The organism is Pseudomonas sp. NY5710, assembly GCF_013305665.1.
In the GTDB taxonomy this organism is placed as follows: domain Bacteria; phylum Pseudomonadota; class Gammaproteobacteria; order Pseudomonadales; family Pseudomonadaceae; genus Aquipseudomonas; species Aquipseudomonas juntendi.
Genome location: NZ_CP045554.1, coordinates 1,087,197 through 1,111,582, shown reverse-complemented (window position 1 = coordinate 1,111,582; position 24,386 = coordinate 1,087,197). Strand labels below are relative to the sequence as shown.

General features: G+C 62.2%; 23 protein-coding genes. 8 read left to right on the top strand and 15 right to left on the bottom strand.

Features of this window, described 5'->3' with window-relative positions; translation table 11 throughout:
• Positions 1 to 135: 135 nt before the first annotated feature.
• The 6 genes from ydcS to GEV39_RS04980 all read left to right on the top strand — a co-directional run bounded on the left by ydcS (position 136) and on the right by GEV39_RS04980 (position 7,011).
• A complete protein-coding gene (gene ydcS / locus GEV39_RS05005) occupies positions 136 to 1,287 on the top strand; it encodes a putative ABC transporter substrate-binding protein YdcS (protein WP_173887755.1) in 1,152 nt (383 codons plus the stop codon).
• Positions 1,288 to 1,389: 102 nt separating this feature from the next.
• On the top strand, positions 1,390 to 2,427 hold the full coding sequence (locus GEV39_RS05000; protein ID WP_173887754.1) for an ABC transporter ATP-binding protein: 1,038 nt from the start codon (positions 1,390 to 1,392) through the stop codon (positions 2,425 to 2,427).
• Complete coding sequence (locus GEV39_RS04995) at positions 2,424 to 3,335, top strand: ABC transporter permease (protein WP_173887753.1); 912 nt, start codon at positions 2,424 to 2,426, stop codon at positions 3,333 to 3,335. The genes GEV39_RS05000 and GEV39_RS04995 overlap by 4 nt, the downstream gene beginning before the upstream one ends.
• Positions 3,325 to 4,131, top strand: coding sequence for an ABC transporter permease (locus GEV39_RS04990; protein WP_173887752.1), 807 nt, complete (start codon positions 3,325 to 3,327; stop codon positions 4,129 to 4,131). Before GEV39_RS04995 ends, GEV39_RS04990 begins: the two co-directional genes overlap by 11 nt.
• Before the next feature lie 17 nt (positions 4,132 to 4,148).
• Positions 4,149 to 5,573: a gamma-aminobutyraldehyde dehydrogenase gene (locus GEV39_RS04985; RefSeq protein ID WP_173887751.1), complete on the top strand. Its 1,425-nt coding sequence runs from the start codon at positions 4,149 to 4,151 to the stop codon at positions 5,571 to 5,573.
• Positions 5,574 to 5,952: 379 nt separating this feature from the next.
• On the top strand, positions 5,953 to 7,011 hold the full coding sequence (locus tag GEV39_RS04980) for an IS110 family RNA-guided transposase (protein ID WP_173891654.1): 1,059 nt from the start codon (positions 5,953 to 5,955) through the stop codon (positions 7,009 to 7,011).
• A gap of 1,322 nt (positions 7,012 to 8,333) precedes the next feature.
• Here GEV39_RS04980 and GEV39_RS04975 read toward each other — a convergent pair.
• The 3 genes from GEV39_RS04975 to GEV39_RS04965 form a co-directional block, all read right to left on the bottom strand.
• On the bottom strand, positions 8,334 to 9,440 hold the full coding sequence (locus GEV39_RS04975; protein ID WP_173887750.1) for an NADH:flavin oxidoreductase/NADH oxidase: 1,107 nt from the start codon (positions 9,438 to 9,440) through the stop codon (positions 8,334 to 8,336).
• A gap of 194 nt (positions 9,441 to 9,634) precedes the next feature.
• A complete protein-coding gene (gene recJ / locus GEV39_RS04970; RefSeq protein WP_173887749.1) occupies positions 9,635 to 11,344 on the bottom strand; it encodes a single-stranded-DNA-specific exonuclease RecJ in 1,710 nt (569 codons plus the stop codon).
• 8 nt (positions 11,345 to 11,352) lie between these two features.
• Complete coding sequence (locus tag GEV39_RS04965) at positions 11,353 to 11,895, bottom strand: YaeQ family protein (protein WP_173887748.1); 543 nt, start codon at positions 11,893 to 11,895, stop codon at positions 11,353 to 11,355.
• Between the two features lie 131 nt (positions 11,896 to 12,026).
• On the opposite strand from GEV39_RS04965, the gene GEV39_RS04960 reads away from it, so the two are divergent.
• The gene (locus GEV39_RS04960) at positions 12,027 to 13,226 is read left to right on the top strand and encodes a CaiB/BaiF CoA transferase family protein (protein WP_173887747.1); all 1,200 of its coding nucleotides are present in this window, start codon (positions 12,027 to 12,029) and stop codon (positions 13,224 to 13,226) included.
• Positions 13,227 to 13,246: 20 nt separating this feature from the next.
• On the top strand, positions 13,247 to 14,122 hold the full coding sequence (locus GEV39_RS04955) for a TIGR02285 family protein (RefSeq protein ID WP_173887746.1): 876 nt from the start codon (positions 13,247 to 13,249) through the stop codon (positions 14,120 to 14,122).
• 103 nt (positions 14,123 to 14,225) lie between these two features.
• Here GEV39_RS04955 and GEV39_RS04950 read toward each other — a convergent pair.
• From GEV39_RS04950 to rpsP, 12 genes are all read right to left on the bottom strand, one after another.
• A protein-coding gene (locus GEV39_RS04950) for an IS3 family transposase (protein WP_238706607.1) occupies positions 14,226 to 15,586 on the bottom strand; the annotation gives its coding sequence in 2 pieces (ribosomal slippage) (positions 14,226 to 15,118 and positions 15,118 to 15,586; 1,362 coding nt in all).
• A gap of 329 nt (positions 15,587 to 15,915) precedes the next feature.
• Positions 15,916 to 16,197 carry a DUF3509 domain-containing protein gene (locus tag GEV39_RS04945; RefSeq protein WP_009683450.1) on the bottom strand — a complete coding sequence of 94 codons (282 nt, stop codon included), beginning with the start codon at positions 16,195 to 16,197 and terminating at the stop codon, positions 15,916 to 15,918.
• Positions 16,198 to 16,291: 94 nt separating this feature from the next.
• Positions 16,292 to 16,669: a response regulator gene (locus GEV39_RS04940; protein ID WP_173887745.1), complete on the bottom strand. Its 378-nt coding sequence runs from the start codon at positions 16,667 to 16,669 to the stop codon at positions 16,292 to 16,294.
• Between the two features lie 177 nt (positions 16,670 to 16,846).
• Positions 16,847 to 18,256, bottom strand: a complete 1,410-nt coding sequence (gene thrC, locus GEV39_RS04935) for a threonine synthase (RefSeq protein ID WP_009683448.1) — start codon at positions 18,254 to 18,256, stop codon at positions 16,847 to 16,849.
• Between the two features lie 168 nt (positions 18,257 to 18,424).
• Positions 18,425 to 19,729: a homoserine dehydrogenase gene (locus GEV39_RS04930; RefSeq protein WP_009683447.1), complete on the bottom strand. Its 1,305-nt coding sequence runs from the start codon at positions 19,727 to 19,729 to the stop codon at positions 18,425 to 18,427.
• 82 nt (positions 19,730 to 19,811) lie between these two features.
• Positions 19,812 to 20,555, bottom strand: a complete 744-nt coding sequence (locus tag GEV39_RS04925; protein WP_029888038.1) for a DsbC family protein — start codon at positions 20,553 to 20,555, stop codon at positions 19,812 to 19,814.
• 152 nt (positions 20,556 to 20,707) lie between these two features.
• Positions 20,708 to 21,604, bottom strand: coding sequence for a site-specific tyrosine recombinase XerD (gene xerD / locus GEV39_RS04920; RefSeq protein ID WP_173887744.1), 897 nt, complete (start codon positions 21,602 to 21,604; stop codon positions 20,708 to 20,710).
• Positions 21,605 to 21,775: 171 nt separating this feature from the next.
• Entirely contained in the window at positions 21,776 to 22,183 is a 408-nt protein-coding gene (locus GEV39_RS04915) for an acyl-CoA thioesterase (protein ID WP_009683444.1), read from the bottom strand.
• A gap of 95 nt (positions 22,184 to 22,278) precedes the next feature.
• Entirely contained in the window at positions 22,279 to 22,629 is a 351-nt protein-coding gene (rplS, locus tag GEV39_RS04910; RefSeq protein WP_003252148.1) for a 50S ribosomal protein L19, read from the bottom strand.
• Positions 22,630 to 22,671: 42 nt separating this feature from the next.
• Positions 22,672 to 23,424, bottom strand: a complete 753-nt coding sequence (gene trmD, locus GEV39_RS04905) for a tRNA (guanosine(37)-N1)-methyltransferase TrmD (RefSeq protein WP_003252146.1) — start codon at positions 23,422 to 23,424, stop codon at positions 22,672 to 22,674.
• Positions 23,425 to 23,427: 3 nt separating this feature from the next.
• Complete coding sequence (gene rimM / locus GEV39_RS04900) at positions 23,428 to 23,964, bottom strand: ribosome maturation factor RimM (protein ID WP_009683442.1); 537 nt, start codon at positions 23,962 to 23,964, stop codon at positions 23,428 to 23,430.
• Positions 23,965 to 23,969: 5 nt separating this feature from the next.
• Positions 23,970 to 24,221, bottom strand: coding sequence for a 30S ribosomal protein S16 (rpsP, locus tag GEV39_RS04895; protein ID WP_008094480.1), 252 nt, complete (start codon positions 24,219 to 24,221; stop codon positions 23,970 to 23,972).
• Positions 24,222 to 24,386 lie beyond the last annotated feature (165 nt).

Here is a 24,386-nt window from a genome sequence, read left to right as displayed (position 1 = left end):
AGTCATCCGCCAGAGTAAGGCCTGCCCGGTAAAGGACCATGCGAGGATTTGCTTCTGGATGTTGCATTGACTGGCAAAAAGCCAACTAGACTCGACCACTGCCGCGACCACAATCTCCAACAAGAGGGAACACCCATGCCCGTGCACAAGACCGCATTGCTCGGCGCCACCACCTGTGCCGTGCTGGCCAGTACCGGCCTGCTGGCCGCCGAACCGCCCAAGGCCCTGGGGCCTGGCGAAGGGCGCCTGGACATCGTCGCCTGGCCCGGCTACATCGAGCGCGGTGAAAGCGACAAGGCGTATGACTGGGTGACCGGCTTCGAACAGCAAACCGGCTGCAAGGTCAGCGTGAAAACCGCTGCCACCTCGGACGAAATGGTCAGCCTGATGGCCAAGGGGGGCTACGACCTGGTTACCGCCTCGGGCGATGCCTCGTTACGGCTGATCGCCGGCAAACGGGTGCAACCGATCAACACCGCCTTGATCCCCAACTGGAAAAACATCGACCCGCGCCTGCAGAACGGTGGCTGGTATGTGGTCGACAAACAGGTCTATGGCACCCCGTACCAGTGGGGGCCGAACGTGCTGCTGTACAACACCAACACGTTCAAGCAGGCACCGACCAGCTGGGGCGTGGTGTTCGTGCCGCAGGACCTGCCCGATGGCAAGCCGAACAAAGGCCGCGTACAGGCGTATGACGGGCCGATCTACATCGCGGACGCGGCGCTGTACCTGAAGTCGGCCAAGCCCGAACTGGGCATCCAGGACCCGTATGAACTGACCGAAACGCAATACCAGGCGGTGCTCGAACTGCTGCGCCAGCAGCAACCGCTGATCCATCGCTACTGGCACGACGCCACAGTGCAGATGAGCGACGTGAAGAACGAAGGCGTGGTCGCCTCCAGTTCGTGGGGCTACATGGTCAATGGCCTGAAGGCCGAGCACCAGCCCGTGGCGTCGACCATCCCCAAGGAGGGCGCTACCGGCTGGGCCGATACCACCATGCTGCACGCCGACGCCAAGCACCCCAACTGCGCCTACCAATGGATGGACTGGTCGCTGCAGCCGAAGGTCCAGGGTGACGTGGCCGCCTGGTTCGGTTCGTTGCCCGCGGTGCCTGCAGCTTGCAGTGGCAGCGAATTGCTCGGCGCCGAGGGTTGCAAGACCAACGGCTTCGACAACTTCGACAAGATCGCCTTCTGGAAAACCCCGCAGGCCCAGGGTGGCAAGTTCGTGCCCTACAGCCGCTGGACTCAAGATTACATCGCCATCATGGGTGGGCGCTGAGGGTATCTTCGCCTGTTCCGGCCCTGTGGTGTGATCCCTGTGGGGTCGGCTTGCCGGGGCCAGGGCCGATACAGGCAACACAAGAACAACAGAGAACCGCGTATGTCCCTAGCCGTCCAGTTCACCCAGGTTTCCCGTAGCTTCGGCGAGGTCCAGGCCGTCGACCGGGTCAGCATCGACATCAGCGATGGGGAGTTCTTCTCCATGCTCGGCCCGTCCGGCTCCGGCAAGACCACCTGCCTGCGCCTGATCGCCGGCTTCGAGCAGCCAAGCAGCGGCTCGATCCGTATCCACGGCCTGGAAGCTGCCGGCGTGCCGCCCTACCAGCGTGACGTCAATACCGTGTTCCAGGACTACGCGTTGTTCCCGCACATGAACGTGCTCGACAACATCGCCTATGGCTTGAAAGTCAAAGGCGTGGGCAAGGCCGAACGCCACAGCCGCGCCGAGCAAGCCCTGGCCATGGTTGCCCTGGCCGGCTACGGCGCGCGCAAGCCGGCGCAGCTTTCGGGTGGCCAGCGCCAGCGTGTGGCCCTGGCGCGGGCACTGGTCAACCGGCCCCGCGTGTTGCTGCTGGACGAGCCATTGGGCGCGCTGGACCTCAAGCTGCGCGAACAGATGCAGGGCGAGCTGAAGAAGCTGCAACGCCAGCTAGGCATCACTTTCATCTTCGTCACCCATGACCAGACCGAGGCGCTGTCGATGTCGGACCGGGTCGCGGTGTTCAACCGCGGCCGCATCGAACAGGTCGACACCCCGCGCAACCTGTACATGAAACCCGCCACCACCTTCGTCGCCGAATTCGTCGGAACGTCCAACGTGATGCGTGGCGAATTGGCGCTGGCGCTCAACGGCCACCCGGCGCCGTTTTCCATCCGCCCTGAGCATATCCGCCTGGGCGACCTGGTGGTCACCAGCCACGAAGTCCAGGTCAGCGGCCTGCTGCGCGATGTGCAGTACCAGGGCAGCGCCACCCGTTACGAGTTGCAACTGGACAATGGCCAACTGTTGGCGGTAACCCAGGCCAATGACCGCTGGCAGGCACAGCCCCAGGCCTGGCAACCCGGGCAGCGGGTGCAGGCGCACTGGCCGCGCGAGGCGATGACCGTGCTGCAGGAAAGCGCAGGGCCATTGCCATGAGCGCGCTCCGAGGCCTGGCCGATGTGCTGTACCGGCGCCCCAACCTGTACCTGGCCCTGCTGCTGATCCCGCCGCTGACCTGGTTTGGCGCCATCTACCTGGGCTCGTTGCTGAACCTGTTGTGGCAGGGTTTCTACACCTTCGACGACTTCACCATGGCGGTCACCCCGGACCTGACCCTGGGCAACTTCGCCGCGCTGTTCAACCCGTCGAACTTCGACATCATCCTGCGGACCCTGGGCATGGCGGCGGCGGTGTCACTGGCCAGCGCGGTACTGGCGTTTCCCATCGCCTACTACATGGCGCGCTACACCCGCGGCAAGACCAAGGCATTTTTCTATATCGCCGTGATGATGCCGATGTGGGCCAGCTACATCGTCAAGACTTACGCCTGGACCCTGCTGCTGGCCAAGGGAGGGGTGGCCCAGTGGTTCGTCCACCAGTTGCACCTGGATGCGCTGCTGCAAGCCGTGCTGACGGTGCCGGGCGTGGGCGGCAGCACGCTGTCGACCTCGCACCTGGGGCGCTTCATGGTGTTCGTGTACATCTGGCTACCGTTCATGATCCTGCCGATCCAAGCCTCGCTGGAGCGCTTGCCGCCGTCGCTGTTACAGGCCTCGGCAGACCTTGGCGCACGCCCCGGGCAAACCTTCATGCAGGTGATACTGCCGCTGTCGATCCCCGGTATCGCCGCCGGCTCGATCTTCACCTTCTCGCTTACCCTTGGCGACTTCATCGTGCCGCAGTTGGTTGGCCCACCCGGCTACTTCATCGGCAGCATGGTCTATGCCCAGCAAGGAGCGATCGGCAACATGCCGATGGCGGCGGCATTTACCTTGGTGCCGATCGTGCTGATTGCGCTGTACCTGTTGATCGTCAAGCGCCTGGGGGCCTTCGATGCACTCTGAACAAGCCTCTACAGGGTTGCGCCTGGCGGCCTGGGGCGGGCTATTGTTCCTGCATTTCCCGATCCTGATCATCTTCCTGTACGCCTTCAACACCGAAGACGCAGCGTTCAGCTTCCCGCCCACGGGTTTTACCCTTAAGTGGTTTGCCGTGGCCTTTGCCCGCACCGATGTGCTGGAAGCGATCAAGCTGTCGTTGCAGGTCGCCTGCCTGGCGACCTTGATCGCCCTGGTGCTCGGCACACTGGCATCGGCCGCACTGTACCGGCGCAGCTTTTTCGGCAAAGAGGCCATATCGCTGATGCTGATCCTGCCCATCGCCCTGCCCGGCATCATCACCGGCATCGCCCTGCTCTCGGCGTTCAAGACCTTGGGCGTGGAGCCCGGGGTGTTCACCATCGTGGTCGGCCACGCCACATTCTGCGTGGTGATCGTCTACAACAATGTGATCGCCCGCCTGCGGCGCACCTCACACAGCCTGATCGAGGCCTCCATGGACCTGGGTGCCGATGGCTGGCAGACCTTTCGCTACATCATCCTGCCGAACCTCGGCTCGGCACTGCTGGCCGGCGGTATGCTGGCCTTTGCCCTGTCGTTCGATGAAATCATTGTCACGACCTTCACCGCCGGCCACGAACGCACTTTGCCGATCTGGTTGCTCAACCAGCTCAGCCGGCCGCGCGACGTACCGGTGACCAATCTGGTTGCCATGCTGGTGATGCTGGTGACCATGTTGCCGATCCTTGGCGCCTATTACCTGACCCGTGGCGGCGACAGCGTTGCGGGCAGTGGCAAATGACCCTGGAGGAGTACCCGATGCAAACGCAGATGCTGATCAATGGCCAACTGGTCGCCGGCCAAGGCCCGACCTGGACCGTGCTCGACCCGGCGCTGGGCACCGCCCTGGCGCAGATCAATGAAGCCAGCGAAGCCCAGGTGGACAGCGCCGTGCGTGCCGCCGACCATGCGTTCGACAGTTGGTCGCAAACCAGCCCCAAGGACCGCGCCCAGGCGTTGTTGACCCTGGCAGACACCATTGAGGCGCATGGCGATGAACTGGCTCGGCTGGAATCGCAGAATTGCGGCAAACCCTTGAGTGCCGCGCGCAACGACGAGATTCCGGCGATTGCCGACGTGTTTCGTTTTTTCGCCGGTGCGGCGCGTTGCCTGTGCGGCTCTGCGGCAGGTGAATACCTGCCGGGCCACACGTCGATGATCCGTCGCGACCCCTTGGGCGTGGTGGCATCGATCGCGCCGTGGAACTACCCGCTGATGATGCTGGCCTGGAAGATCGCCCCGGCCCTGGCGGCCGGCAACACGGTGGTGATCAAACCCTCCGAGCTGACCCCGTTGACCGCTTTGCGCCTGGGGGAACTGGCTCAGGACCTGCTGCCGGCCGGGGTGCTGAACATTCTGTTTGGCCGTGGCCAGACGGTCGGCAACCCACTGGTTACGCACCCCAAGGTCCGCATGGTGTCGCTGACTGGCTCGATCCCCACCGGCGCCCATATCATCAGCGCCACCGCCGACAGTGTGAAGCGCATGCACATGGAGCTGGGCGGCAAGGCACCAGTCCTGGTGTTCGATGATGCCGACATCGATGCCGCGATCGAAGGTATTCGCACCTTCGGTTTCTACAACGCCGGCCAGGACTGCACCGCGGCTTGCCGCCTGTATGTGCAGGCCGGTATCTATGAGCGCTTCGTCGAGCGCCTGGGGGAAGCGGTAGCCAGCATCAAGCCCGGCCTGCAGGAGGCCGAGGGCACCGAACTGGGGCCGCTGATCAGCGCCCAGCACCGCGACAAGGTCGCCGGCCTGGTACAGCGTGCCATCGCCCAGCCGCACATTCGCCTGGTGACCGGTGGCAAGGTAATCGAGGGCGATGGGTACTTTTTCGAGCCGACGGTGCTGGCCGACGCCCTGCAGGATGATGAGATCGTGCGCAACGAAGTGTTCGGCCCGGTGGTGACGGTAACCCGTTTCAGCGACGAAGCGCAGGCGCTGGAATGGGCCAACGACTCCAACTATGGCTTGGCCTCCTCGGTCTGGACCCGCGACACCGGCCGCGCCCACCGCCTGGCAGCCCGCCTGCAATATGGCTGCACCTGGGTGAATACCCATTTCATGCTGGTCAGTGAAATGCCCCATGGCGGGCAGAAACACTCGGGGTACGGCAAGGACATGTCGATGTATGGGCTGGAGGACTACACCTGTGTGCGGCATGTGATGATCAAGCATTGATTATCATGCTCGGTCACGCTGGGTCCGCTCAACCGCGTTCAAGATAGGGAGCAACTGTCTTTCTCAAAATTTGAAAAGCCTGCGCGATTCATTGTAGGAGCGGGTTCACCCGCGAAAGGGCCAGGCCTGCGGACCGATTTCTGCCAGGCATTGTGCGTTGCTGGCACCACCGTATTCGCGGGTGAACCCGCTCCTACATCGATCGATAATGCCGGCCCAACCCCGCAGAACTACCGGCCACCCCCGCCCGTTGTAATCGATGGACTCGCCCCCGCCGAGGCATCACAGTGCCACGGTGGCGTTCGAAGAAGCCAACGGCAGCGAGGGCGAGACCATGAAAAAGCATAGTTCCAAGCAAGCTTCTCTGTCTTCCACTGATGTGGAATCTTGCACCACCATTGCGATCGACCTGGCCAAACAGGTCTTTCAATTGGCAGGTGAGGATGCTACTGGCAGGGTTATCTACGAAGATCGCATTAAATCGCGGCAAGCTTTCCACGATTTCCTGATCAGATTGCCCTCCACAATGGCCGTCTTGATGGAGTGCGGCCCTGGTGCACAAGCCTGGGCAAGGCTGTTGCAGACCCAAGGTAACCCAGTGCGTATTCTTCCTGCGCAGCGCGTTGCCGAACACCGCAGCGGTGCAAAGAACGACCGCAACGACACCCATGCCATTTTGCGTGCCGGCCGAGATAGCAGCATCGCGGCGATACCCATCAAGAGCACCGCAGCATTGGCCATCCAGGCCCTGCACCGTGTTCGGCGCGGCAGCATCAAGCGGCATACAGCCTTGGGTAATCAGATGCGTGGCTTGCTGCTTGAGCACGGCGTATCCATGCCGCAGGGCGATGCAGCGATCATCAAGCATGTGCCGCGGTGCCTGGAGGATGCTTCTTTGCCTTTGCCAGACTTGTTGCGCGAGCTGCTCGATGAGCTGTTGGCTGACTGGCTGTCCCTGGGTGAGCGCATCGCCCGGTTGAGTAAGCGGCTGGAAGCGACAGCTCGCGAGGACAAGGTTGCGCAGAGACTGATCACCATTCGTGGCGTCGGCGCCATCACCGCCACCGCGATTGTCGCGAAGCAGACAGAGCCCAGCCGTTTCGCCAGTGGCCGAATGTATTCAGCCTTCTTCGGCATCGTGCCCGACCAGCACAGCAGCGGAAACAAGGTCAGATTGGGCAGGATGAGCAAACGAGGTGATGGCTACATACGCAGCCTGATGATTCAGGGCGCGCATGCTGTCTTGAGTCAGCTAAAGCCTGATTCCGATCAGCCAGACGATCGCCGCCTCTTACGCTGGCTGTCTCGCCTTGGACGCAAGGAGGCGGCGATCAGACTGGCTAATCGGAATCTGCGCATCATCTGGGCGCTATTGCAGAGCGATCAGGTTTATCAACGCAAACCGAACAGCAAGCCGGAGGCGGCTATGAGCCTCTGACCAACCGAGTAATGCCACCGGGGCGCTAAGCGCTCCAACCCCTGCTAGTGAACATCGACCCTTGGTAAGACCGTCGCAGATTGATGCCTCCGCTCCTACAGGCCTGTTAGTGGCCTCAATGTAAACGGCACTCTGCGAGCTCACCACGATGGTGGCCAGAAGCAAAAAGCTTCCTCGAATAGGCCTGATACATAGATGCAACCGGGTTCCTATGTTCAAAAGCAGCTAGACAGTGTGGGCGAGTCCATACATAGGAGCGGGTTCACCCGCGAAAGGGCCAGGCCTGCGGACCGATTTCTGCCAGGCATTGTGCGTTGCTGGCACCACCGTATTCGCGGGTGAACCCGCTCCTACATCGATCGATGATACCGGCCCGGCCCCGCAGGGCTGCCGGCCACCCCCGCCCGTCGTAGGAGCGGGTTCACCCGCGAAAGGGCCGGGCCTGCGGACCGATTTCTGCCAGGCATTGTGCATTGCCGGCACCACCGTATTCGCGGGTGAACCCGCCCCGACATCGATCGATAATGCCGGCCCAACCCCGCAGAACTACCGGCCACCCCCGCCCGTTGTAGGAGCGGGTTCACCCGCGAAAGGGCCGGGCCTGCGGACCGATTTCTGCCAGGCATTGTGCATTGCCGGCACCACCGTATTCGCGGGTGAACCCGCCCCGACATCGATCGATAATGCCGGCCCAACCCCGCAGAACTACCGGCCACCCCCGCCCGTTGTAGGAGCGGGTTCACCCGCGAAAGGGCCGGCCCTGCGGACCGATTTCTGCCAGGCATTGTGCATTGTCGGCACCACCGTATTCGCGGGTGAACCCGCCCCGACATCGATCGATAATGCCGGCCCAACCCCGCAGAACTACCAGCCGCCCCCGCCCGTTGTAGGAGCGGGTTCACCCGCGAAAGGGCCGGCCCTGCGGACCGATTTCTGCCAGGCATTGTGCATTGTCGGCACCACCGTATTCGCGGGTGAACCCGCCCCGACATCGATCGATAATGCCGGCCCAACCCCGCAAAACTACCGGCCACCCCAGCCCGTTGTAGGAGCGGGTTTACCCGCGAAAGGACCGGGCCTGCTAGCCGATTTCTGCCAGGTATTGTGCGTTGCCGGCACCACCGTATTCGCGGGTGAACCCGCTCCTACATCGATCAATGATGCCGGCCCGGCCCCGCAGGGCTACCGGCCACCCCGCCTGCTGTAGGAGCGGTCTTCAGTCGCGAATTGGGCGCGCAGTGCCCCAGGTATTTTTCGTGGTTAGACTGAGGCCCTGGGGCCGCTGCGCGGCCCTTTCGCCACACAAGGCCGCTCCTTCAGAATCAGTCGCGCAGATCCGACTCATGAATCGGGTTGGCCCGGCTGGTAGCGCGCTGGTACTGCGCCGGCCAGGTGGCCTTGTTACCGCCCAGGTCGTCGTCGGCATGCAGCGGCCAGTAAGGGTCGCGCAGCAGTTCGCGGGCAAGGAAGATGAGGTCGGCCTGGCCGGTACGCAGGATATGCTCGGCTTGCGCCGGTTCGGTGATCATGCCCACGGTGCCGGTGGCAATTTCAGACTCTTTGCGCACGCGCTCGGCGAAACGGGTCTGGTAGCCGGGGCCGGTAGGTATTTCGGCGTTTACCGAAGTGCCGCCAGAGGACACGTCGATCAAATCGACGCCCAGGTTACGCAGGCGCCGGGCCAGTTCGACGGTTTCATCCGGGTTCCAGCCGTCTTCCACCCAATCGGTTGCCGATACCCGCACGAACAGGGGCAATTCGGCAGGCCATACCTTGCGCACCGCTTCCACCACTTGCAGGGTCAGGCGGATGCGGTTTTCGAAGCAACTGCCGTATTCGTCACGCCGCTGGTTGCTCAGCGGTGACAGGAACTGGTGCAGCAGGTAGCCATGGGCGGCGTGAACCTCGAGCACTTTGAAGCCGGCCTGCAACGCGCGCTCGGCTGAGGCAACGAAGGCACCGACCACCTCCTGGATATCGCCCGGGGTCAGCTCGCGTGGCGCTGTATGTTGCGGGTCGAAGGCAATCTTCGAGGGCCCCACCGGCTGCCAGCCACCCTCCTCGGGTTTGACGCTGCCGTGCTTGCCCAGCCAGGGGCGGTAGGTGCTGGCCTTGCGCCCGGCGTGCGCCAGCTGGATGCCGGGCACGGCGCCCTGGGCGGTGATGAAGCGGGTGATGCGTTGCAGCGGGGCGATCTGTGCGTCCTCCCACAACCCAAGGTCTTCGGCGGTGATGCGGCCATCGGCGGTAACCGCCACGGCCTCGGTGATCACCAGGCCCGCGCCACCCACGGCGCGGCTGCCCAGGTGAACGAGGTGCCAGTCGTTGGCCAGGCCATCGACTGCAGAATACTGGCACATCGGCGAAACGGCGATGCGGTTGGGCAACGTCAGTTGACGCAGGGTGTAAGGCTCGAGCAGCAGGCTCATGAGGGCACCTCCCAAGAACTCCAATGGTGATCCGGCCCGGACACTCAATAGCACGTCCCTGGCCTGGGTCCGGTCATACTTCAGACTAGACCAGAATGCCTGGGGGGAAGGTTCCATGGGATTTTGGGCAAGTTGTTCACAGACGCCTGTGGCCAGCCGCTGCCGCCTTCATGGGGCGCACCTCAGGATTGCGGTCAACGCGGCTCCATGTGGGCAATCATCAACTGCACACTTTCATTGCCACGAAACTCGTTCACATCCAGCTTGTACGCCAACTCGACCCAGCGCACCGTCGGGTTCGGCCATATTTCACGGTCGATGCCGAAGGCAATGCCATCCAGCCGCACCGAGCCACACTCGCTCTTCAGTACCACTTTCAAGTGCCGTTCGCCCACCACGCGCTGCTCCACCAATTGGAACACGCCATGAAACAGCGGCTCAGGGAAATGCTGGCCCCATGGCCCGGCATTGCGTAGCGCCTTGGCCAGATCGAGGTGGAATTCTTCCACCGCCAGGCTGCCATCGGACAGCAAGCGCCCGGTCAGGTCGTCTTCACGCAGCTGGCGCCGTACCTCTTCGTCGAAAGCCTCGGCAAAGGCCGCGAAATTTCCCTCTGGCAACGACAAGCCAGCGGCCATGGCGTGGCCGCCGAACTTGCTGATCAATTGCGGGTGGCGCGCCGCCACGGCATCCAGCGCATCGCGAATATGGAACCCTGGCACAGAACGCGCCGAGCCCTTCAGCATGCCAGCGCCCGCATCGGCGAAGGCAATGGTCGGCCGGTGGTAACGCTCCTTCAGCCGCGACGCCAGGATACCGATCACGCCCTGGTGCCAGTCGGCATCGAACAGGCACAAGCCGTAAGGCATCGACTCGACCGGCAGGTCCTTGAGCTGGGCCAACGCCTCGCGCTGCATGCCCTGCTCGATGGACTTGCGGTCCTGGTTCAGGTCATCCAGCTGCTGCGCCATGTCCTGGGCCAGCGCCGGGTCTTCGCACAGCAGGCATTCGATGCCCAGGCTCATGTCGTCCAGGCGCCCGGCAGCATTCAGGCGTGGGCCAAGAATGAAACCCAGGTCGGTGGAGGTGATGCGCCGGTGATCGCGGCGGGCCACCTCAAGAATGGCCTTCAAGCCCGGGCGGGCACGGCCGGCACGGATGCGCTCCAGGCCCTGGTGCACCAGGATGCGGTTGTTGGCATCCAGCGGCACCACATCGGCCACACTGCCCAGGGCGACCAGGTCGAGCAGTTCACCGATGTTCGGCTGGGGTTGTGTCGCGTAGCGGCCCAGGCTGCGCAGGCGCGCGCGCAGGGCCATCAGCACATAGAAGATGACCCCGACCCCGGCCAATGCCTTGCTCGGGAAGCTGCAACCCGGCTGGTTGGGGTTGATGATGGCGTCGGCATCGGGCAGCTGTTCGCCCGGCAGGTGATGGTCGGTCACCAGCACTTTCAGCCCAGCGGCCTTGGCAGCGGCCACCCCGTCGACACTGGAAATGCCGTTGTCCACGGTAATCAGCAACTGCGGCTGGCGCTGCAGGGCAACTTCGACGATTTCCGGGGTCAGGCCGTAACCGTATTCAAAACGGTTGGGCACAAGGTAGTCGACATGGGCAGCCCCCAGCAAACGCAAGCCCAGCACCCCAACCGTACTTGCGGTGGCACCGTCGGCGTCGAAGTCGCCGACAATGAGAATGCGCTGGCGCTGGTCTATGGCAGCGACCAGCAGGTCGACGCCGGCCTCGATGCCCTTGAGCTGCTGGTAGGGCAACAGCCGCGCAAGGCTTTTGTCCAGCTCGGCCTCGCTTAGCACGCCGCGTGCGGCATACAAACGGGTGAGCAAGGGTGGCAGGTTACCCAGAAAAGGCAGGGGCGCAGGCAGGGGGCGAGGTTCGATACGCATGGGTTGCTTCAGCCACGCTCACCCAGTAACCACTGCAGTTGCACTTCGTGCTGGCCACGGTCGTCGGTGACGAAGACCGTACCTTCGCTGATCATCACATCCCACTTGATGGCGCGCGGCATGTCGGCGGCCAGGGTTTCCAGCACCTCCTGCGGCACTGCGGCGATGTTCAGGTTCTTGAGGTTCCTGACCGCGCTGACCACCTTGCCTTCCCACACGCGCAGGCTGCCATAGGCCAGCAGGCTGGTGCGTTCGGTGCGCCGCGAGCACCAGGTCAGGCGCTCGGCATCGGGTTGGCCCACTTCGATCCAGTGCAGCACGCGGTCGTCCAGGCTCTTTTCCCACAGTGCCGGCTCATCCACATCCGACAGGCCACGGCCGAACGACAGGTTCTCGTTGTACCAGAGCGCGTAGGCCAACAACCGCACCGCCATGCGCTCTTCGGTTTCCGAGGGGTGGCGCGCGATGGTCTGCTTGACGCTTTCGTAGACGTTACGGTCAAGATCGGTGAGATTCAGTTCGAACTTGTAGGTGGTGGACGGCTGGGCCATGGTCGACGGGCTTCGTGCAAAAGAAAAGTCGCACAGTCTAACCCATCCGCACTCGCCATGCGCCGCAGCAGTACCCGGCGAAACCGCCGTGTGATAAAACCACCGCTCTGCCCAACTGCCACGGATGCCTCATGTCGACGCCCAGCAAACCCCTCGCCGGCCTCAAAGTTGTCGAACTCGGCACACTGATCGCCGGGCCATTCGCCTCTCGCATCTGCGCCGAATTCGGTGCTGAGGTGGTCAAGGTCGAATCGCCCGATGGCGGCGACCCGCTGCGCAAGTGGCGCAAGCTGTACGAAGGCACCTCCCTGTGGTGGTTCGTGCAGGCGCGCAACAAAAAGTCGCTGACCCTCAACCTGAAGCACCCCGAAGGCCGTGAGGTATTGCAAAGGCTGCTGTCCGACGCCGATATCCTGATCGAGAATTTCCGCCCGGGCGTGCTCGAAAAACTTGGCCTGGGCTGGGATGTGCTGCATGCGCTCAACCCGGGGCTGGTCATGGTGCGCCTGTCGGGCTTTGGCCAGACCGGGCCGATGAAGGACCAACCAGGTTTTGGTGCCGTAGGCGAGTCGATGGGCGGCCTGCGCTACATCACCGGCTTCGACGACCGGCCGCCGGTGCGCACCGGCATTTCGATCGGCGACTCGATCGCCGCCTTGTGGGGCGTTATCGGTGCGCTGATGGCGCTGCGCCACAGGGAGGTCAACGGCGGCCAGGGCCAGGTGGTGGACGTCGCGCTGTACGAAGCCATCTTCGCCATGATGGAAAGCATGGTCCCGGAATTCGATGTATTCGGTTTTATCCGTGAACGCACCGGCAACATCATGCCCGGCATTACCCCCTCCTCCATCCACACCAGCGCCGACGGTAAGCATGTACAGATCGGCGCCAACGGCGATGCGATCTTCAAGCGCTTCATGCAGGCCATCGGGCGTGCCGACCTGGCCGACGACCCAGGCCTGGCCAGCAACGATGGCCGTGACCTTCGCCGTGATGAACTGTACGGGGTGATCGACCGCTGGGCCAACAGCCTGCCGCTGGACACGCTGATGCAGGTGCTGACCGCCGCCGAGGTCCCGGCCAGCCGGATCTACTCCGCCGAGGACATGTTCAGCGACCCGCAGTACCTGGCACGGGAAATGTTCCTCCAGGCCAAGCTGCCCGACGGCAAACCATTCAAGATGCCTGGCATCGTGCCCAAGCTGTCGGAAACCCCAGGTTCCAGCGAATGGGTAGGTCCGGCCCTGGGCGAGCACACCGAGGCACTGCTGGCCAGCCTTGGCTATGACGCGGCAGCCATCGCCAGCCTGCGCGCCGCAGGCACGGTCTGAACCAGGCGCAGCCCGGCCGCATGCGCGCCGCCCGCCACCTACGCCCGGTGGTCCTGCTTTGCGGGCTGATGGCCGCATTGCTGGTGCACCCTGCCAGTGCCAAGGAGCGCCTGACCTGGCTGGTGCGTGACCTGCCGCCATTCACCATTTTCGACGGCCCGGAGCAAGGCCGAGGGGTGATCGACCAACTGCTGCCCCTGTTGATTGCGCAGATGCCCGAGTACGATCACATCATCCAGCGCGTCAACCGTGCCCGCGGAATCCAGATGCTGCAGGACCGCAACACCTTCACCTGCGACCCGACGCTGCTGTGGACACCCCAACGTGAGGAATATGTGCGGTTCTCCCTGCCCTTCCTGGGCGTGCTCAGTGGCGGCCTGGTGGTCCGCAAGGAAAACCAGGCACTGCTGCGCCTCTATCTGCACGGCCAGCAGGTGGACCTGCATGGCGTGCTGAGCAACACCGCACTGAAACTGGGAGTCGTTGCCGAACGCAGTTATGGCGTGCAGATCGACAGCATTCTGCATCAGCTGCCAGACACTGCGCTCAGCCGCCATTACGGTAACGAAGCCACCGCCAACCTGCTGCAGATGCAGCAGTTGGGGCGCCTGCGCCTGGTGCTCGGCTACTGGCCTGAGGTGCGTTACCTGATCCAGCAGCAAGGCGCCGCGCTGGCCGATTATCAGTTCTATCCAGTGCAGGGGGTGGAGCGCTACCAGTTTCTGCACGTGGGGTGCTCGGACAGCGAACTGGGGCGCGCTGCAGTGGCGCATATCGACCAGTTGCTGCCTGCGTTGCGACGGGACGTGCTGCCTGGGCTGTATGCCCACTGGCTGGATCCGATCTCGCGCAAGAACTACCTGGAAGAAAGCCAGCGGTTCTTTGAAGCACATTAAACGCCTGCACCGGCCCTATCGCCGGCAAACTAGCCGTCATAGGCAATGCATCACTTATTGATCTAGCAGGGACTTTGGACTGCCCCCAATAAGTTGGACAGTTTCAGCTAGCAGCCCCTGCAGCATGAGCCCTGTATTTCACAGGGCTCATGCCATTGAGCTTTAGCTTGATGCGGTCATGGTTGTAGTAGTGGATGTACTCATCCAGACCGGATTTCAGTTCTTCAACGCTCTTGAAGCGCTGCGGGTAGAAAAATTCGGACTTAAGCGTACCAAAAAAGCTCTCCATAGCCGCATTATCCAAGCAGTTTCCTTTGCGTGACATGCTCTGCTTCACCCCTTGCTCGGCCAGTTTGTGGCGGTACTGCGAGTGTTGGTAGTGCCAGCCTTGATCCGAGTGGAGTACCAGTTTCGGCTTGTTTCCCAGGCGCTTGAAGGCCTTGCCCAGCATGTTGGTAACCAGCCCAAGGCATGGCCTGCTGGCCACTTCGTAGGCCACAATTTCGGCGTTGTACAAGTCCATCACGGGGGAGAGGTAGACTTTTTCCTGAGCCACTTTGAACTCGGTCACATCGGTCACCCACTTCTGATTCGGGCGCTGGGCGATAAAGTTTCGCTCCAGCAGGTTGGGCGCGATGGTGCCGACGACTCCCTTGTACGACCGATATTTTTTCGGCCGCACGAGTGAGCGAAGATCAAGCTCGATCATCAAACGCTCCACCACTTTTTTGTTAACCAAGGTCCCGCCATTGCGGATCACGATCGCAACGCGCCGGTAACCGTAAAGCCCTTTTTCCTCGTGATAGACACGCTGAATCATCTGCTTCAGAGCAGCATGCTTATCAGGTTTGGCCTGCGCTTGAAGCTGGTAATAGAACGTACTGCGCGGCAGATCCGCCAACTCCAGAACAGCGGCCAAGGGAAACCTGTCCTTGAGCGCAGACACGATCAGGGTTTTTTGGGCTGCCTTCGCTCCTGCTTCTTCAACTCTTCCAGCTTTTTTAGGTAAGCGTTCTCCATGCGCAGCCATTCAAGCTCAGCCAGCAACTGGTCGCGGCTTTTATCGGTGTCATCAGAGGTTGTGGGTTTGATGGGGTAAGGCTTTTTCGACATGGCAGCAGGTTTTCTTCTCTTGGGAGCAGGCGAAGCCGGACTTCCACTGTAGTACTGCCGCGCCCAAATGCCTATCTGCGAAGACTGACCAAGACCAAAATGGGCGGCGGTCTGGCGCAAGGAAAGCTGATGCTTGTGCATGTACTCAAGGACTGAGCGCTTGTAGGTCGCACTGTACCGCTGGCCTGGTTTACGCAGACTGAACTGGCCATGTTTCTGGAAGCTGGAGACCCAGCGCCGCAGCAGGCTGAAGTCCACTGCAAGTCGCTGGGCTACTTTTCGGAAACCTTCACCACCCTCCAGGTAGGCATGAACGGCTGTAAGCTTGAATTGGTCTGAGTACTTGCTCATATGGACACCCCAAGAAATTGGATTGGTGTCCAACTTCTTGGGGGCAGTCCACTTTGTGGGAGCGGGCATGCCCGCGAAAAATCCAGAGCGGTGGCTGGCACCGGCTACGCCGGTGTTCGCTGGCACGCCCGCTCCCACACAGGCCGCGTCGCGCTTACGAATTGAGTCCGCGGCGACAGGGCCGGTAGAGAACCCAGAAAAAAGAAACCCCGGGCGCTGGGGAAGGACGCCCGGGGTCAAGCGAAAGCCCTTGAGGACTTCCCGTGGCAGCTTTGCCAACGCCGGAGCAAAGCGCTGGCTGGCTGCCCCTACTGTGTCAGATGAATCCTTTAGGCAAAGGTTCCCTGCGGTTGCTGGCGTTGTTGCAGCGCAGCGATCACGCAAGGCTGCAACCGCCCTTCGGCGATCTGCAGGTCACGGTGCAAACCGTCCACCAGGTCGATCAACAGCCGGTGTTCCTGTAACTGGCGCTCGCTGACAGTACGCTGCAAGGTCACCCCTGTGAGGCCGCCTTGAACCGTGAGCTGGCGATTACCGTTGGCATCGGCAACGCCGAGGTGGGTCTGATAAGGGCTCAGTGCATCGTTGAGCAGGCTGCAGATTCTTTCCATCCGGTTCACTCGCTGCGTGGTGGGATATAGAGCAACTGACCCGCGCGAACAGCGGAAAGTTCGCCATGCTGTGGCTGTTGACCGAATGCCCGCGCTAGAGGCGTGGCTGCAGCGTTTGCAGGGCGCGCTGCAGGCGCGGCATCGACAACGGCCAGGGCAGCTCGGCGAGTACCCATAGGCCTTGCTTGCGCGCCTCTTGGGCCAGGTCGAAACGCTGCGGCGCAGGCTGGCCGACGAACAACAGGGCACGGGCCTGGGGCGGCCGGGCAAGCAAGGCACGGCCGGCCCTGGTTGGCATGGCATGGTCGAGGATCAGCAGATCCGGGCGGCGTTCGGCGCCAAGGCCGGCATCCAGTTCAGCCGTGGTCGCGCTGATGCGCACAGCGAACACGCCTTGGGCGTTGAGGGCCTGGTGCAGCAGGATCTGGTGCGATGGGCGTGCTTGATGAATCAACACGACGGTCTGGTGCATGAGCCGCTCCTGATGGGAGGACCGGCTAATTTAGGCGCTGGTGAATGCCGCCTGAATAGGATGATTCTGATTAAGCTGCGGGAACTGGCTATACCGCGTCAGCTGAAGCCAACGCGGTTGCCTGCAGGAGCGGCCTTGTATCGCGACGGGGCTGCGCAGCAGCCCCAGGCACACCCATTACAATGGCTTGCCGCGGTTGCCATGCTGGCTGACAAAGCCCTGTACCGCTTTCAGGTCATTGGCCAGCACCGTGCAACGCTCCTCACGGCTGAACAGGTCGCTGAGGTGCGCCGGCAGCTCGAGTGCCTTGCCCACACCGGCCTTTTCTACCGCTTCAGGGAACTTGACCGGGTGCGCGGTACCCAGCACCACCATCGGCGTGTCCAGGTTGCGGCGGCACTCACGGGCGGCCTTGACGCCGATCGCGGTGTGCGGGTCGAGGACCTCGCCAGTGGCAGCGAACACCTCGGCGATGGTCTCGCAAGTCTGCTCGTCGCTGACGGCCAACGAATCGAACAGCTTGCGGGCTTCGGTCCAGCGGTCCTGCTCGACGCTGAAGCCGCCACCCTGCTTGAAGTTGGCCATCAGTTCGGCAATTGCGCCACCGTTGCGGCCGTGCAGGTCGAACAGCAGGCGCTCGAAGTTGGACGACACCATGATGTCCATCGACGGCGACAAGGTGGCGTGCAGGGTTTCCTTGACGTACTGGTTGCCGCTCATGAAGCGGTGCAGGATGTCGTTGCGGTTGGTGGCGACGATCAGCTGGCTGACCGGCAGGCCCATGTTGCGCGCCAGGTAACCGGCAAAAATGTCGCCAAAGTTGCCGGTCGGCACCGAGAACGCCACGGAACGCGACGGCCCACCCAACTGCAGGGCGGCATGGAAGTAGTAGACGATCTGGGCCATGATGCGCGCCCAGTTGATCGAGTTCACGGCCACCAGGCGGGTGCCCTTGAGGAACGACTGGTCGGCGAAGCTGGCCTTGACCATTTCCTGGCAATCGTCGAAGTTGCCTTCGATGGCGATGTTGTGGATGTTGTCACCGAAAATGGTGGTCATCTGCCGGCGCTGTACTTCCGACACGCGCTGGTGCGGGTGCAGGATGAAGATGTCGACGTTGTCGCAACGGCGGCAGCCTTCGATGGCCGCGGAGCCGGTGTCACCACTGGTGGCGCCGATGATCACCACGCGCTCGTTGCGCTTGGCCAGCACGTGGTCGAGCAGGCGCCCGAGCAGTTGCAAGGCAAAGTCCTTGAACGCCAGGGTTGGGCCGTGGAACAGCTCGAGTACCCATTCGTTGCTGTTCAGCTGGCGCAGCGGGGCCACCGCTGCGTGGGCGAACTCGCCGTAGGTTTCTTCGAGGATCTTCTTGAAGTCGGCGTCGGCGATGCTGCCTTCAACGAACGGGCGCATGACCCGGAAGGCCAGTTCGTGGTACGGCAGGCCGGCCCACGAAGCGATTTCTTCCTGGGTGAAACGTGGCAGGTTTTCCGGCACATACAGGCCGCCGTCACTGGCCAGGCCAGCCAGCAGCACGTCTTCGAAATTCAGGGCCGGTGCCTGGCCGCGGGTACTGATATAGCGCATGGGTGCAAACCTTTGATTTGAGCGGCAAGCTACGAGCGGCAAGCTACAAGAAAAGCCGACTGGCCTTGCTCTTGTGCTCTGCATCTCGCTGTTGCCGCGAATTTACTCTGTTCGAAGCCTCAAAACTGCACTGCCCTCACTTGCACCTTGCAGCTTGAGGCTTGCCGCTTAGTTGAGCTGCTCGACGCGAATGCGCACAACCTTACCGACCACGTCCTGCAGGGCTTCCAGGGCGACGATGGCATCATTGATGCGCTGCTCGACCACGCCGTGGGTGACCAGGATCATCGGTACCAGGCCGTCCTGTTCCTCGGCTTCCTTCTGCATGATCGACTCGATGTTGATACCACGCTCGGAAAGGATGCTGGCCACCTGGGCCAGCACGCCTGGGTGATCCTTGGCCTGGATACGCAGGTAGTAGGCGCTCTCGCAGGCTTCGATCGGCAGGATCGGGTGGGCCGACAGCGAATCGGGCTGGAAGGCCAGGTGCGGTACGCGGTTTTCCGGGTCGGAGGTCATGGCACGGACCACGTCGACCAGGTCGCCAACCACCGACGAGGCGGTTGGCTCCATGCCGGCACCGGCACCGTAATACAGGGTCGAACCGGCGGCGTCACCGTTGACCATCACGGCGTTCATCACGCCGTTGACGTTGGCGATCAGGCGGTCGGCAGGGATCAAGGTCGGGTGCACGCGCAACTCGATGCCTTCAGCGGTGCGCCGAGCCACGCCCAGGTGCTTGATGCGGTAGCCGAGGGCCTCGGCGTAGTTCACGTCAGCGGTGGTCAGCTGGGTGATGCCTTCGGTGTAGGCCTTGTCGAACTGCAGCGGAATACCGAACGCGATGGAGGCGAGGATGGTCAGCTTGTGCGCAGCATCGATGCCTTCGACGTCGAAGGTAGGGTCGGCTTCGGCGTAGCCCAGCGCCTGGGCTTCGGCTAGCACGTCGGGGAAGGCCCGGCCCTTCTCGCGCATTTCGGTGAGGATGAAGTTGCCGGTACCGTTGATGATGCCGGCCAGCCAGTTGATGCGGTTGGCTGACAGGCCTTCACGAATGGCCTTGATCACCGGGATACCGCCGGCCACGGCCGCTTCGAAGGCGACGATCACGCCTTTTTCGCGGGCCTTGGCAAAGATTTCGTTGCCGTGCACGGCGATCAGCGCCTTGTTGGCGGTGACCACGTGCTTGCCGTTCTCGATGGCCTTGAGCACCAGGTCGCGGGCAATGGTGTAGCCGCCGATCAGCTCGATGACGATGTCGATCTCGGGGTTGCTCGCAACGTCGAACACATCAGCGGTAATGGGGGTACCGGTAATCTGGCAGTTCGGGTTCTGCGAGCGCATGGCGATCTGTGCCACTTCAATACCGCGCCCGGCACGACGGGCAATCTCCTCGGCGTTGCGCTGAAGTACATTGAAGGTTCCGCCACCGACGGTCCCCAACCCACAGATGCCTACTTTGACCGGTTTCACTGTGAACTCCCCATTGAACGGCCGGCACCTTGCCGACCGTGAAACATGCCGTCACCCCATGACGACGGCGTACTGAATTGGATTACTTGGCCAGTGCCAGCTTGGCGACCTGTGGTGCCGGCTGGTAGCCCGGAATGACCTGGCCGCTTTCCAGCACGATGGCCGGCGTGCCGTTGACACCGATCGACTGGCCCAGCTGGAACTGCTTGCCGACCGGGTTGGCGCACTTGGCCGCCTTGATTTCCTCGCCTTCGACCATTTTGTCCATCGCCGCGCGGCGGTCGCTGGAGCACCACACCGCCTGCAATTGCTGGTCACCCGGCGAACCGAGGCCCTGGCGCGGGAAGGCGACATAGCGCACTTCGATACCGCGGCGGTTCAGTTCAGGCACTTCGGCGTGCAGCTTGTGGCAGTACGGGCAAGTGGTGTCGGTGAAAACAGTGATATGCGACTTGGTTTCGCCCTTGGCAGGATAAACCACCATCTCGGCGGCTGGAATGCCGTTGATGAGCTTGGCAACGCCTTGGCGTTCGGTTTTTTCGGTAAGGTTGACCGGCTTGCCGTTCTGGATCTGGAACAGATACCCCTGCATCACGAACTGGCCATCGGCGCTGGCGTAGAGCACCCGGCCGCCCTGCAGCTTGACTTCGTACAGGCCGTTCAGCGGGCTGCTGGCCACGCTTTCCACGGGTACTTCCAGCTCAAGGTTTTGCAGTGATTTACGGATGGCCTGCTCGGCACCGGCATTGCTGTCGGTTGCCGCGGCAAGCGCAAAGGTACTGGCCAGCGCCAACGCGGCGGCGGCGAAAAACTGGGTCACGCGCATGGGAACTCCTGAAGGCGGACAGGGACCGGAGGGCGCCACCGGCGAAAAAGAGCGGTGAGCGTGCGGCCCTTGGTGCAAACCGCCCAAGCCTACCACATCACGCTGCTGGTGAAGGGCCTGGCAAGGACCGGTCGGCGGAACATGAAAAACATTCATCCACGCGGGTGGTGCTGGGCGTGCAACTGTTGCAGGCGAGCCTTGGCCACATGGGTGTAGATCTGCGTGGTCGACAGGTCGCTGTGGCCCAACAGCATCTGCACCACGCGCAGGTCGGCGCCATGGTTGAGCAAATGGGTGGCAAACGCATGGCGCAGCGTATGCGGGGACAACGGCTTGTCGATACCGGCCACACGGGCATGGTGCTTGATGCGGTGCCAGAAGGTCTGGCGGGTCATCTGCTCGCCGCGAAGGCTGGGGAACAGCACATCACTAGGGCGGCCATTGAGCAGTTCGGCACGGCCATCGCGCAGGTAGCGCTCCAGCCATACCACGGCTTCTTCGCCCATGGGAACCAGGCGCTCTTTGCTGCCTTTGCCCATGACCCGCAGCACGCCCTGACGCAGGTTGACCTGGTCGAGGGCCAGGCTAACCAGTTCGGTGACGCGCAGACCACAAGCGTACAGCACTTCGAGCATGGCGCGGTCACGCTGACCGATGGCCTCGCCCAGGTCCGGGGCCTGCAGCAAGGCTTCGACGTCAGCTTCCGACAGCGACTTGGGCAAAGGCTTGCCCAGTTGCGGCATGTCGACCTGCAGGGTCGGGTCGATGGCCACCAGCTTTTCCCGCAACAGGTAACGGAAGAAGCCGCGCAGGCCGGAGATGAAACGTGCTGTCGAGCGCGGCTTGTAGCCTTGCTCCAGGCGCCAGGCCAGGTGGTCGAGAATCAGGTCGCGGCCAGCGTCGGGCAGCGCCACGGAGCGCTCATGCAGCCAGCCGTTGAACAGGGCCAGGTCACTGCGGTAGGACACGCGGGTGTTATCGGACAGGCCTTTCTCGAGCCACAGGGCGTCGAGGAACTGGTCGATCAGGGGGTGGTCTAGGGCGGGCATTCAGGGCTGCTGGGTGTTGGAGATGGGGCTAGTGTTTCACAGCAGCCTGGGGGTTGTCTGTACCGGCCTCTTCGCGGGCGCGCCCGCTCCCACAGGGCCTGCACAGGCTTTGAATGCTTTGCATGGCTTGTAGAAGCGGGCGCGCCGGCGGAAGGGCTAGCGCAGGAGAACTCAGGCCTGGGGCAAAACCGGCACCGGGCGCTTGTCCTCGTCGATCGCGACAAAGCTGAACACCCCGTGGATCGCACGCTCACGGCCGTCCAGGTACATGTTTTCTACGAACACATCCACTTGCACCTGCAAACTGGTGTTGCCGACCTTGATCACCGTGCCCACCAACTCGACGATCGAGCCCGCCGGGATCGGGTGCTTGAAGTCGATGCGGTCGGTGGACACGGTCACCAGCGGCAGGCGGCAGAAGCGCGTGGCGGCGATGAACGACACCTCGTCCATCCAGGCCAGCGCGGTACCGCCGAACAGGGTGTTGTGGTGGTTGGTGGTGTTGGGGAACACCGCCTTGGTCACGCGGGTAACCGACAGCTCGGTGCGGCGCTGAATTTCCTGGTCTCGGGTAGTCATCGCAATTCGATCTTCTGAAGGTTGAAAAAGCAAAAAAGCAGCCCGAAGGCTGCTTTTCTCTCGCTAGGCGGCCTCGGCCACCGGGCAAACTGTACTCAGGACAGTTTTTCCTTGATGCGAGCGGCTTTGCCGGACAGGTCGCGCAGGTAGTACAGCTTGGCTTTACGCACGTCACCACGACGTTTCACGGCCAGGCTATCGATTTGCGGGCTGTAGGTCTGGAAGGTACGTTCTACACCAACGCCGCTGGAGATCTTGCGCACGGTGAAGGCGCTGTTCAGACCGCGGTTACGCTTGGCGATAACGACGCCTTCGAACGCCTGCAGACGGGAACGCTCACCTTCCTTCACTTTAACCTGAACGACAACGGTGTCGCCTGGTGCGAAGGTCGGGATTTCCTTGCTCATCTGCTCGGCTTCGAGCTGCTGGATGATCTTGTTGGTCATGCTGTGCTCCTAAGATGGATACGCGATCCACCATCGATACGTTTAACTATCGTCCCGCTCGCGGAGATATTCCTCGAGCAGCTTCTTCTCTTCTCCAGAAAGCGAGCGACTTTCCAGAAGATCGGCGCGTCGTTCGAAGGTCCTACCAAGGGACTGCTTCATCCTCCAACGCCGGATGTGTGCATGGTTGCCACTTAGCAACACGTCGGGAACACGCTGATCCGCATACACCTCAGGCCGGGTGTAATGCGGGCAATCAAGCAGACCGTCGGTAAAGGAATCCTCTTCCGCCGAGTCCACATGCCCTAAAGCTCCGGGCAGCAGCCGCGTAACCGCATCGATCAGTACCATGGCCGGCAGCTCGCCACCGGAAAGCACATAGTCACCAATCGACCACTCCTCATCGACATGAGCCTCGATAAAGCGCTCGTCGATGCCCTCATAACGACCGGCGATCAGGATCAACGACTCCTGTTCGGCCAGGCCTTTGACCGCTTGCTGAGTTAGCTTGCGGCCTTGTGGCGAAAGGTAGATCACCTTCGCCGCAGCTCCGGTTGCTTGCCTGGCGCTAACCAGTGCATCTTCCAGAGGCTTGATTTTCATCACCATGCCCGGACCACCGCCAAACGGCCGATCATCTACCGTATGGTGACGATCTGTGGTGTAGTCCCGCGGGTTCCAGCAAGTCACCTGAAGCAACCCTTGTTTCACCGCGCGGCTGGTAATGCCGTACTCCGTGATGGCCGAGAACATCTCGGGGAACAACGTAATGACATCTACGCGAAGGTTACCCATCGTTTAGAAATCCGCGTCCCACTCAACCCGCATCGTGCCTGCTTCCAGGTCGATTGCCAGCACGCACTGCTCCGTATAGGGCAACAGCCGCTCGCGATCATCCAGGCTGCCCGCACAGGGCTTGACCACCATTACATCGTTCGCGCCAGTCTCCAACAGGTGATCGACCTTGCCGAACAGGTGTTCGTCCTGGTTGATGACCTTCAGACCCACCAACTGGTACCAGTAGTACTCGTCGGCAGCCAGGTTGGGCAAAAGGCTCCGCGCAATGCAGATTTCGTAACCGCTCAGAAGCCGGGCTTCATCACGATCATCGAGGCCTTTCAGTTTCACGACCAGGCCCTTTTGGGAGCCACGACCGCTGACCAGCTCGACCTGCTTTACCTTGCCTTCGTGCCGAAGCGTCCAGCGCGGATAATCCAACAGGTTTTCAATCGGATCGGTAAAGGAATACACCTTCACCTCGCCGCGAACGCCGTGAACCGAAAAAATCTTGCCAACGACGATGAGGTCGTCAGCCTTTTCTGGCGTCGCGTTCATACGTTTCAGGCAGCGGCCTTGGCAGCGTCCTTCAGCAGCTGAGCAACGCGCTCAGACGGCTGTGCGCCCTGGCTCAGCCAGTAGGTGACGCGCTCCTGGTTGACCGACAGCTTGACTTCGGCGCCCGATGCGATCGGGTTGAAGAAGCCAACGCGCTCAACGAAACGGCCGTCACGGGCGTTACGCGAGTTGGTCACGGTCAGGTGGTAGAATGGGCGCTTTTTCGAGCCGCCACGGGCCAGACGAATGGTTACCATGTGAACATCGTTCCTATAGTCGGTGTTGCAGTTTTTACTGCAAATCTGAATGCCAAATAGGCACACGGGTGCCCAAAAGGCCGCATATTCTCGGGGAATACACGGACATTTGCAAATGACTTTTTCGGCAAGGCACCGCCCCGCCGTCCAGATTTGCCGGTTGCG

What these genes read in the sequence shown, in the direction of transcription:
- ydcS (WP_173887755.1), top strand. Translation starts at nt 136, where the DNA reads ATGCCCGTGCACAAGACCGCATTGCTCGGCGCCACCACCTGTGCCGTG.
- GEV39_RS05000 (WP_173887754.1), top strand. Translation starts at nt 1,390, where the DNA reads ATGTCCCTAGCCGTCCAGTTCACCCAGGTTTCCCGTAGCTTCGGCGAG.
- GEV39_RS04995 (WP_173887753.1), top strand. Translation starts at nt 2,424, where the DNA reads ATGAGCGCGCTCCGAGGCCTGGCCGATGTGCTGTACCGGCGCCCCAAC.
- GEV39_RS04990 (WP_173887752.1), top strand. Translation starts at nt 3,325, where the DNA reads ATGCACTCTGAACAAGCCTCTACAGGGTTGCGCCTGGCGGCCTGGGGC.
- GEV39_RS04985 (WP_173887751.1), top strand. Translation starts at nt 4,149, where the DNA reads ATGCAAACGCAGATGCTGATCAATGGCCAACTGGTCGCCGGCCAAGGC.
- GEV39_RS04975 (WP_173887750.1), bottom strand. Translation starts at nt 9,440, where the DNA reads ATGAGCCTGCTGCTCGAGCCTTACACCCTGCGTCAACTGACGTTGCCC.
- recJ (WP_173887749.1), bottom strand. Translation starts at nt 11,344, where the DNA reads ATGCGTATCGAACCTCGCCCCCTGCCTGCGCCCCTGCCTTTTCTGGGT.
- GEV39_RS04965 (WP_173887748.1), bottom strand. Translation starts at nt 11,895, where the DNA reads ATGGCCCAGCCGTCCACCACCTACAAGTTCGAACTGAATCTCACCGAT.
- GEV39_RS04960 (WP_173887747.1), top strand. Translation starts at nt 12,027, where the DNA reads ATGTCGACGCCCAGCAAACCCCTCGCCGGCCTCAAAGTTGTCGAACTC.
- GEV39_RS04955 (WP_173887746.1), top strand. Translation starts at nt 13,247, where the DNA reads ATGCGCGCCGCCCGCCACCTACGCCCGGTGGTCCTGCTTTGCGGGCTG.
- GEV39_RS04945 (WP_009683450.1), bottom strand. Translation starts at nt 16,197, where the DNA reads ATGGAAAGAATCTGCAGCCTGCTCAACGATGCACTGAGCCCTTATCAG.
- GEV39_RS04940 (WP_173887745.1), bottom strand. Translation starts at nt 16,669, where the DNA reads ATGCACCAGACCGTCGTGTTGATTCATCAAGCACGCCCATCGCACCAG.
- thrC (WP_009683448.1), bottom strand. Translation starts at nt 18,256, where the DNA reads ATGCGCTATATCAGTACCCGCGGCCAGGCACCGGCCCTGAATTTCGAA.
- GEV39_RS04925 (WP_029888038.1), bottom strand. Translation starts at nt 20,555, where the DNA reads ATGCGCGTGACCCAGTTTTTCGCCGCCGCCGCGTTGGCGCTGGCCAGT.
- xerD (WP_173887744.1), bottom strand. Translation starts at nt 21,604, where the DNA reads ATGCCCGCCCTAGACCACCCCCTGATCGACCAGTTCCTCGACGCCCTG.
- GEV39_RS04915 (WP_009683444.1), bottom strand. Translation starts at nt 22,183, where the DNA reads ATGACTACCCGAGACCAGGAAATTCAGCGCCGCACCGAGCTGTCGGTT.
- rplS (WP_003252148.1), bottom strand. Translation starts at nt 22,629, where the DNA reads ATGACCAACAAGATCATCCAGCAGCTCGAAGCCGAGCAGATGAGCAAG.
- trmD (WP_003252146.1), bottom strand. Translation starts at nt 23,424, where the DNA reads ATGGGTAACCTTCGCGTAGATGTCATTACGTTGTTCCCCGAGATGTTC.
- rimM (WP_009683442.1), bottom strand. Translation starts at nt 23,964, where the DNA reads ATGAACGCGACGCCAGAAAAGGCTGACGACCTCATCGTCGTTGGCAAG.
- rpsP (WP_008094480.1), bottom strand. Translation starts at nt 24,221, where the DNA reads ATGGTAACCATTCGTCTGGCCCGTGGCGGCTCGAAAAAGCGCCCATTC.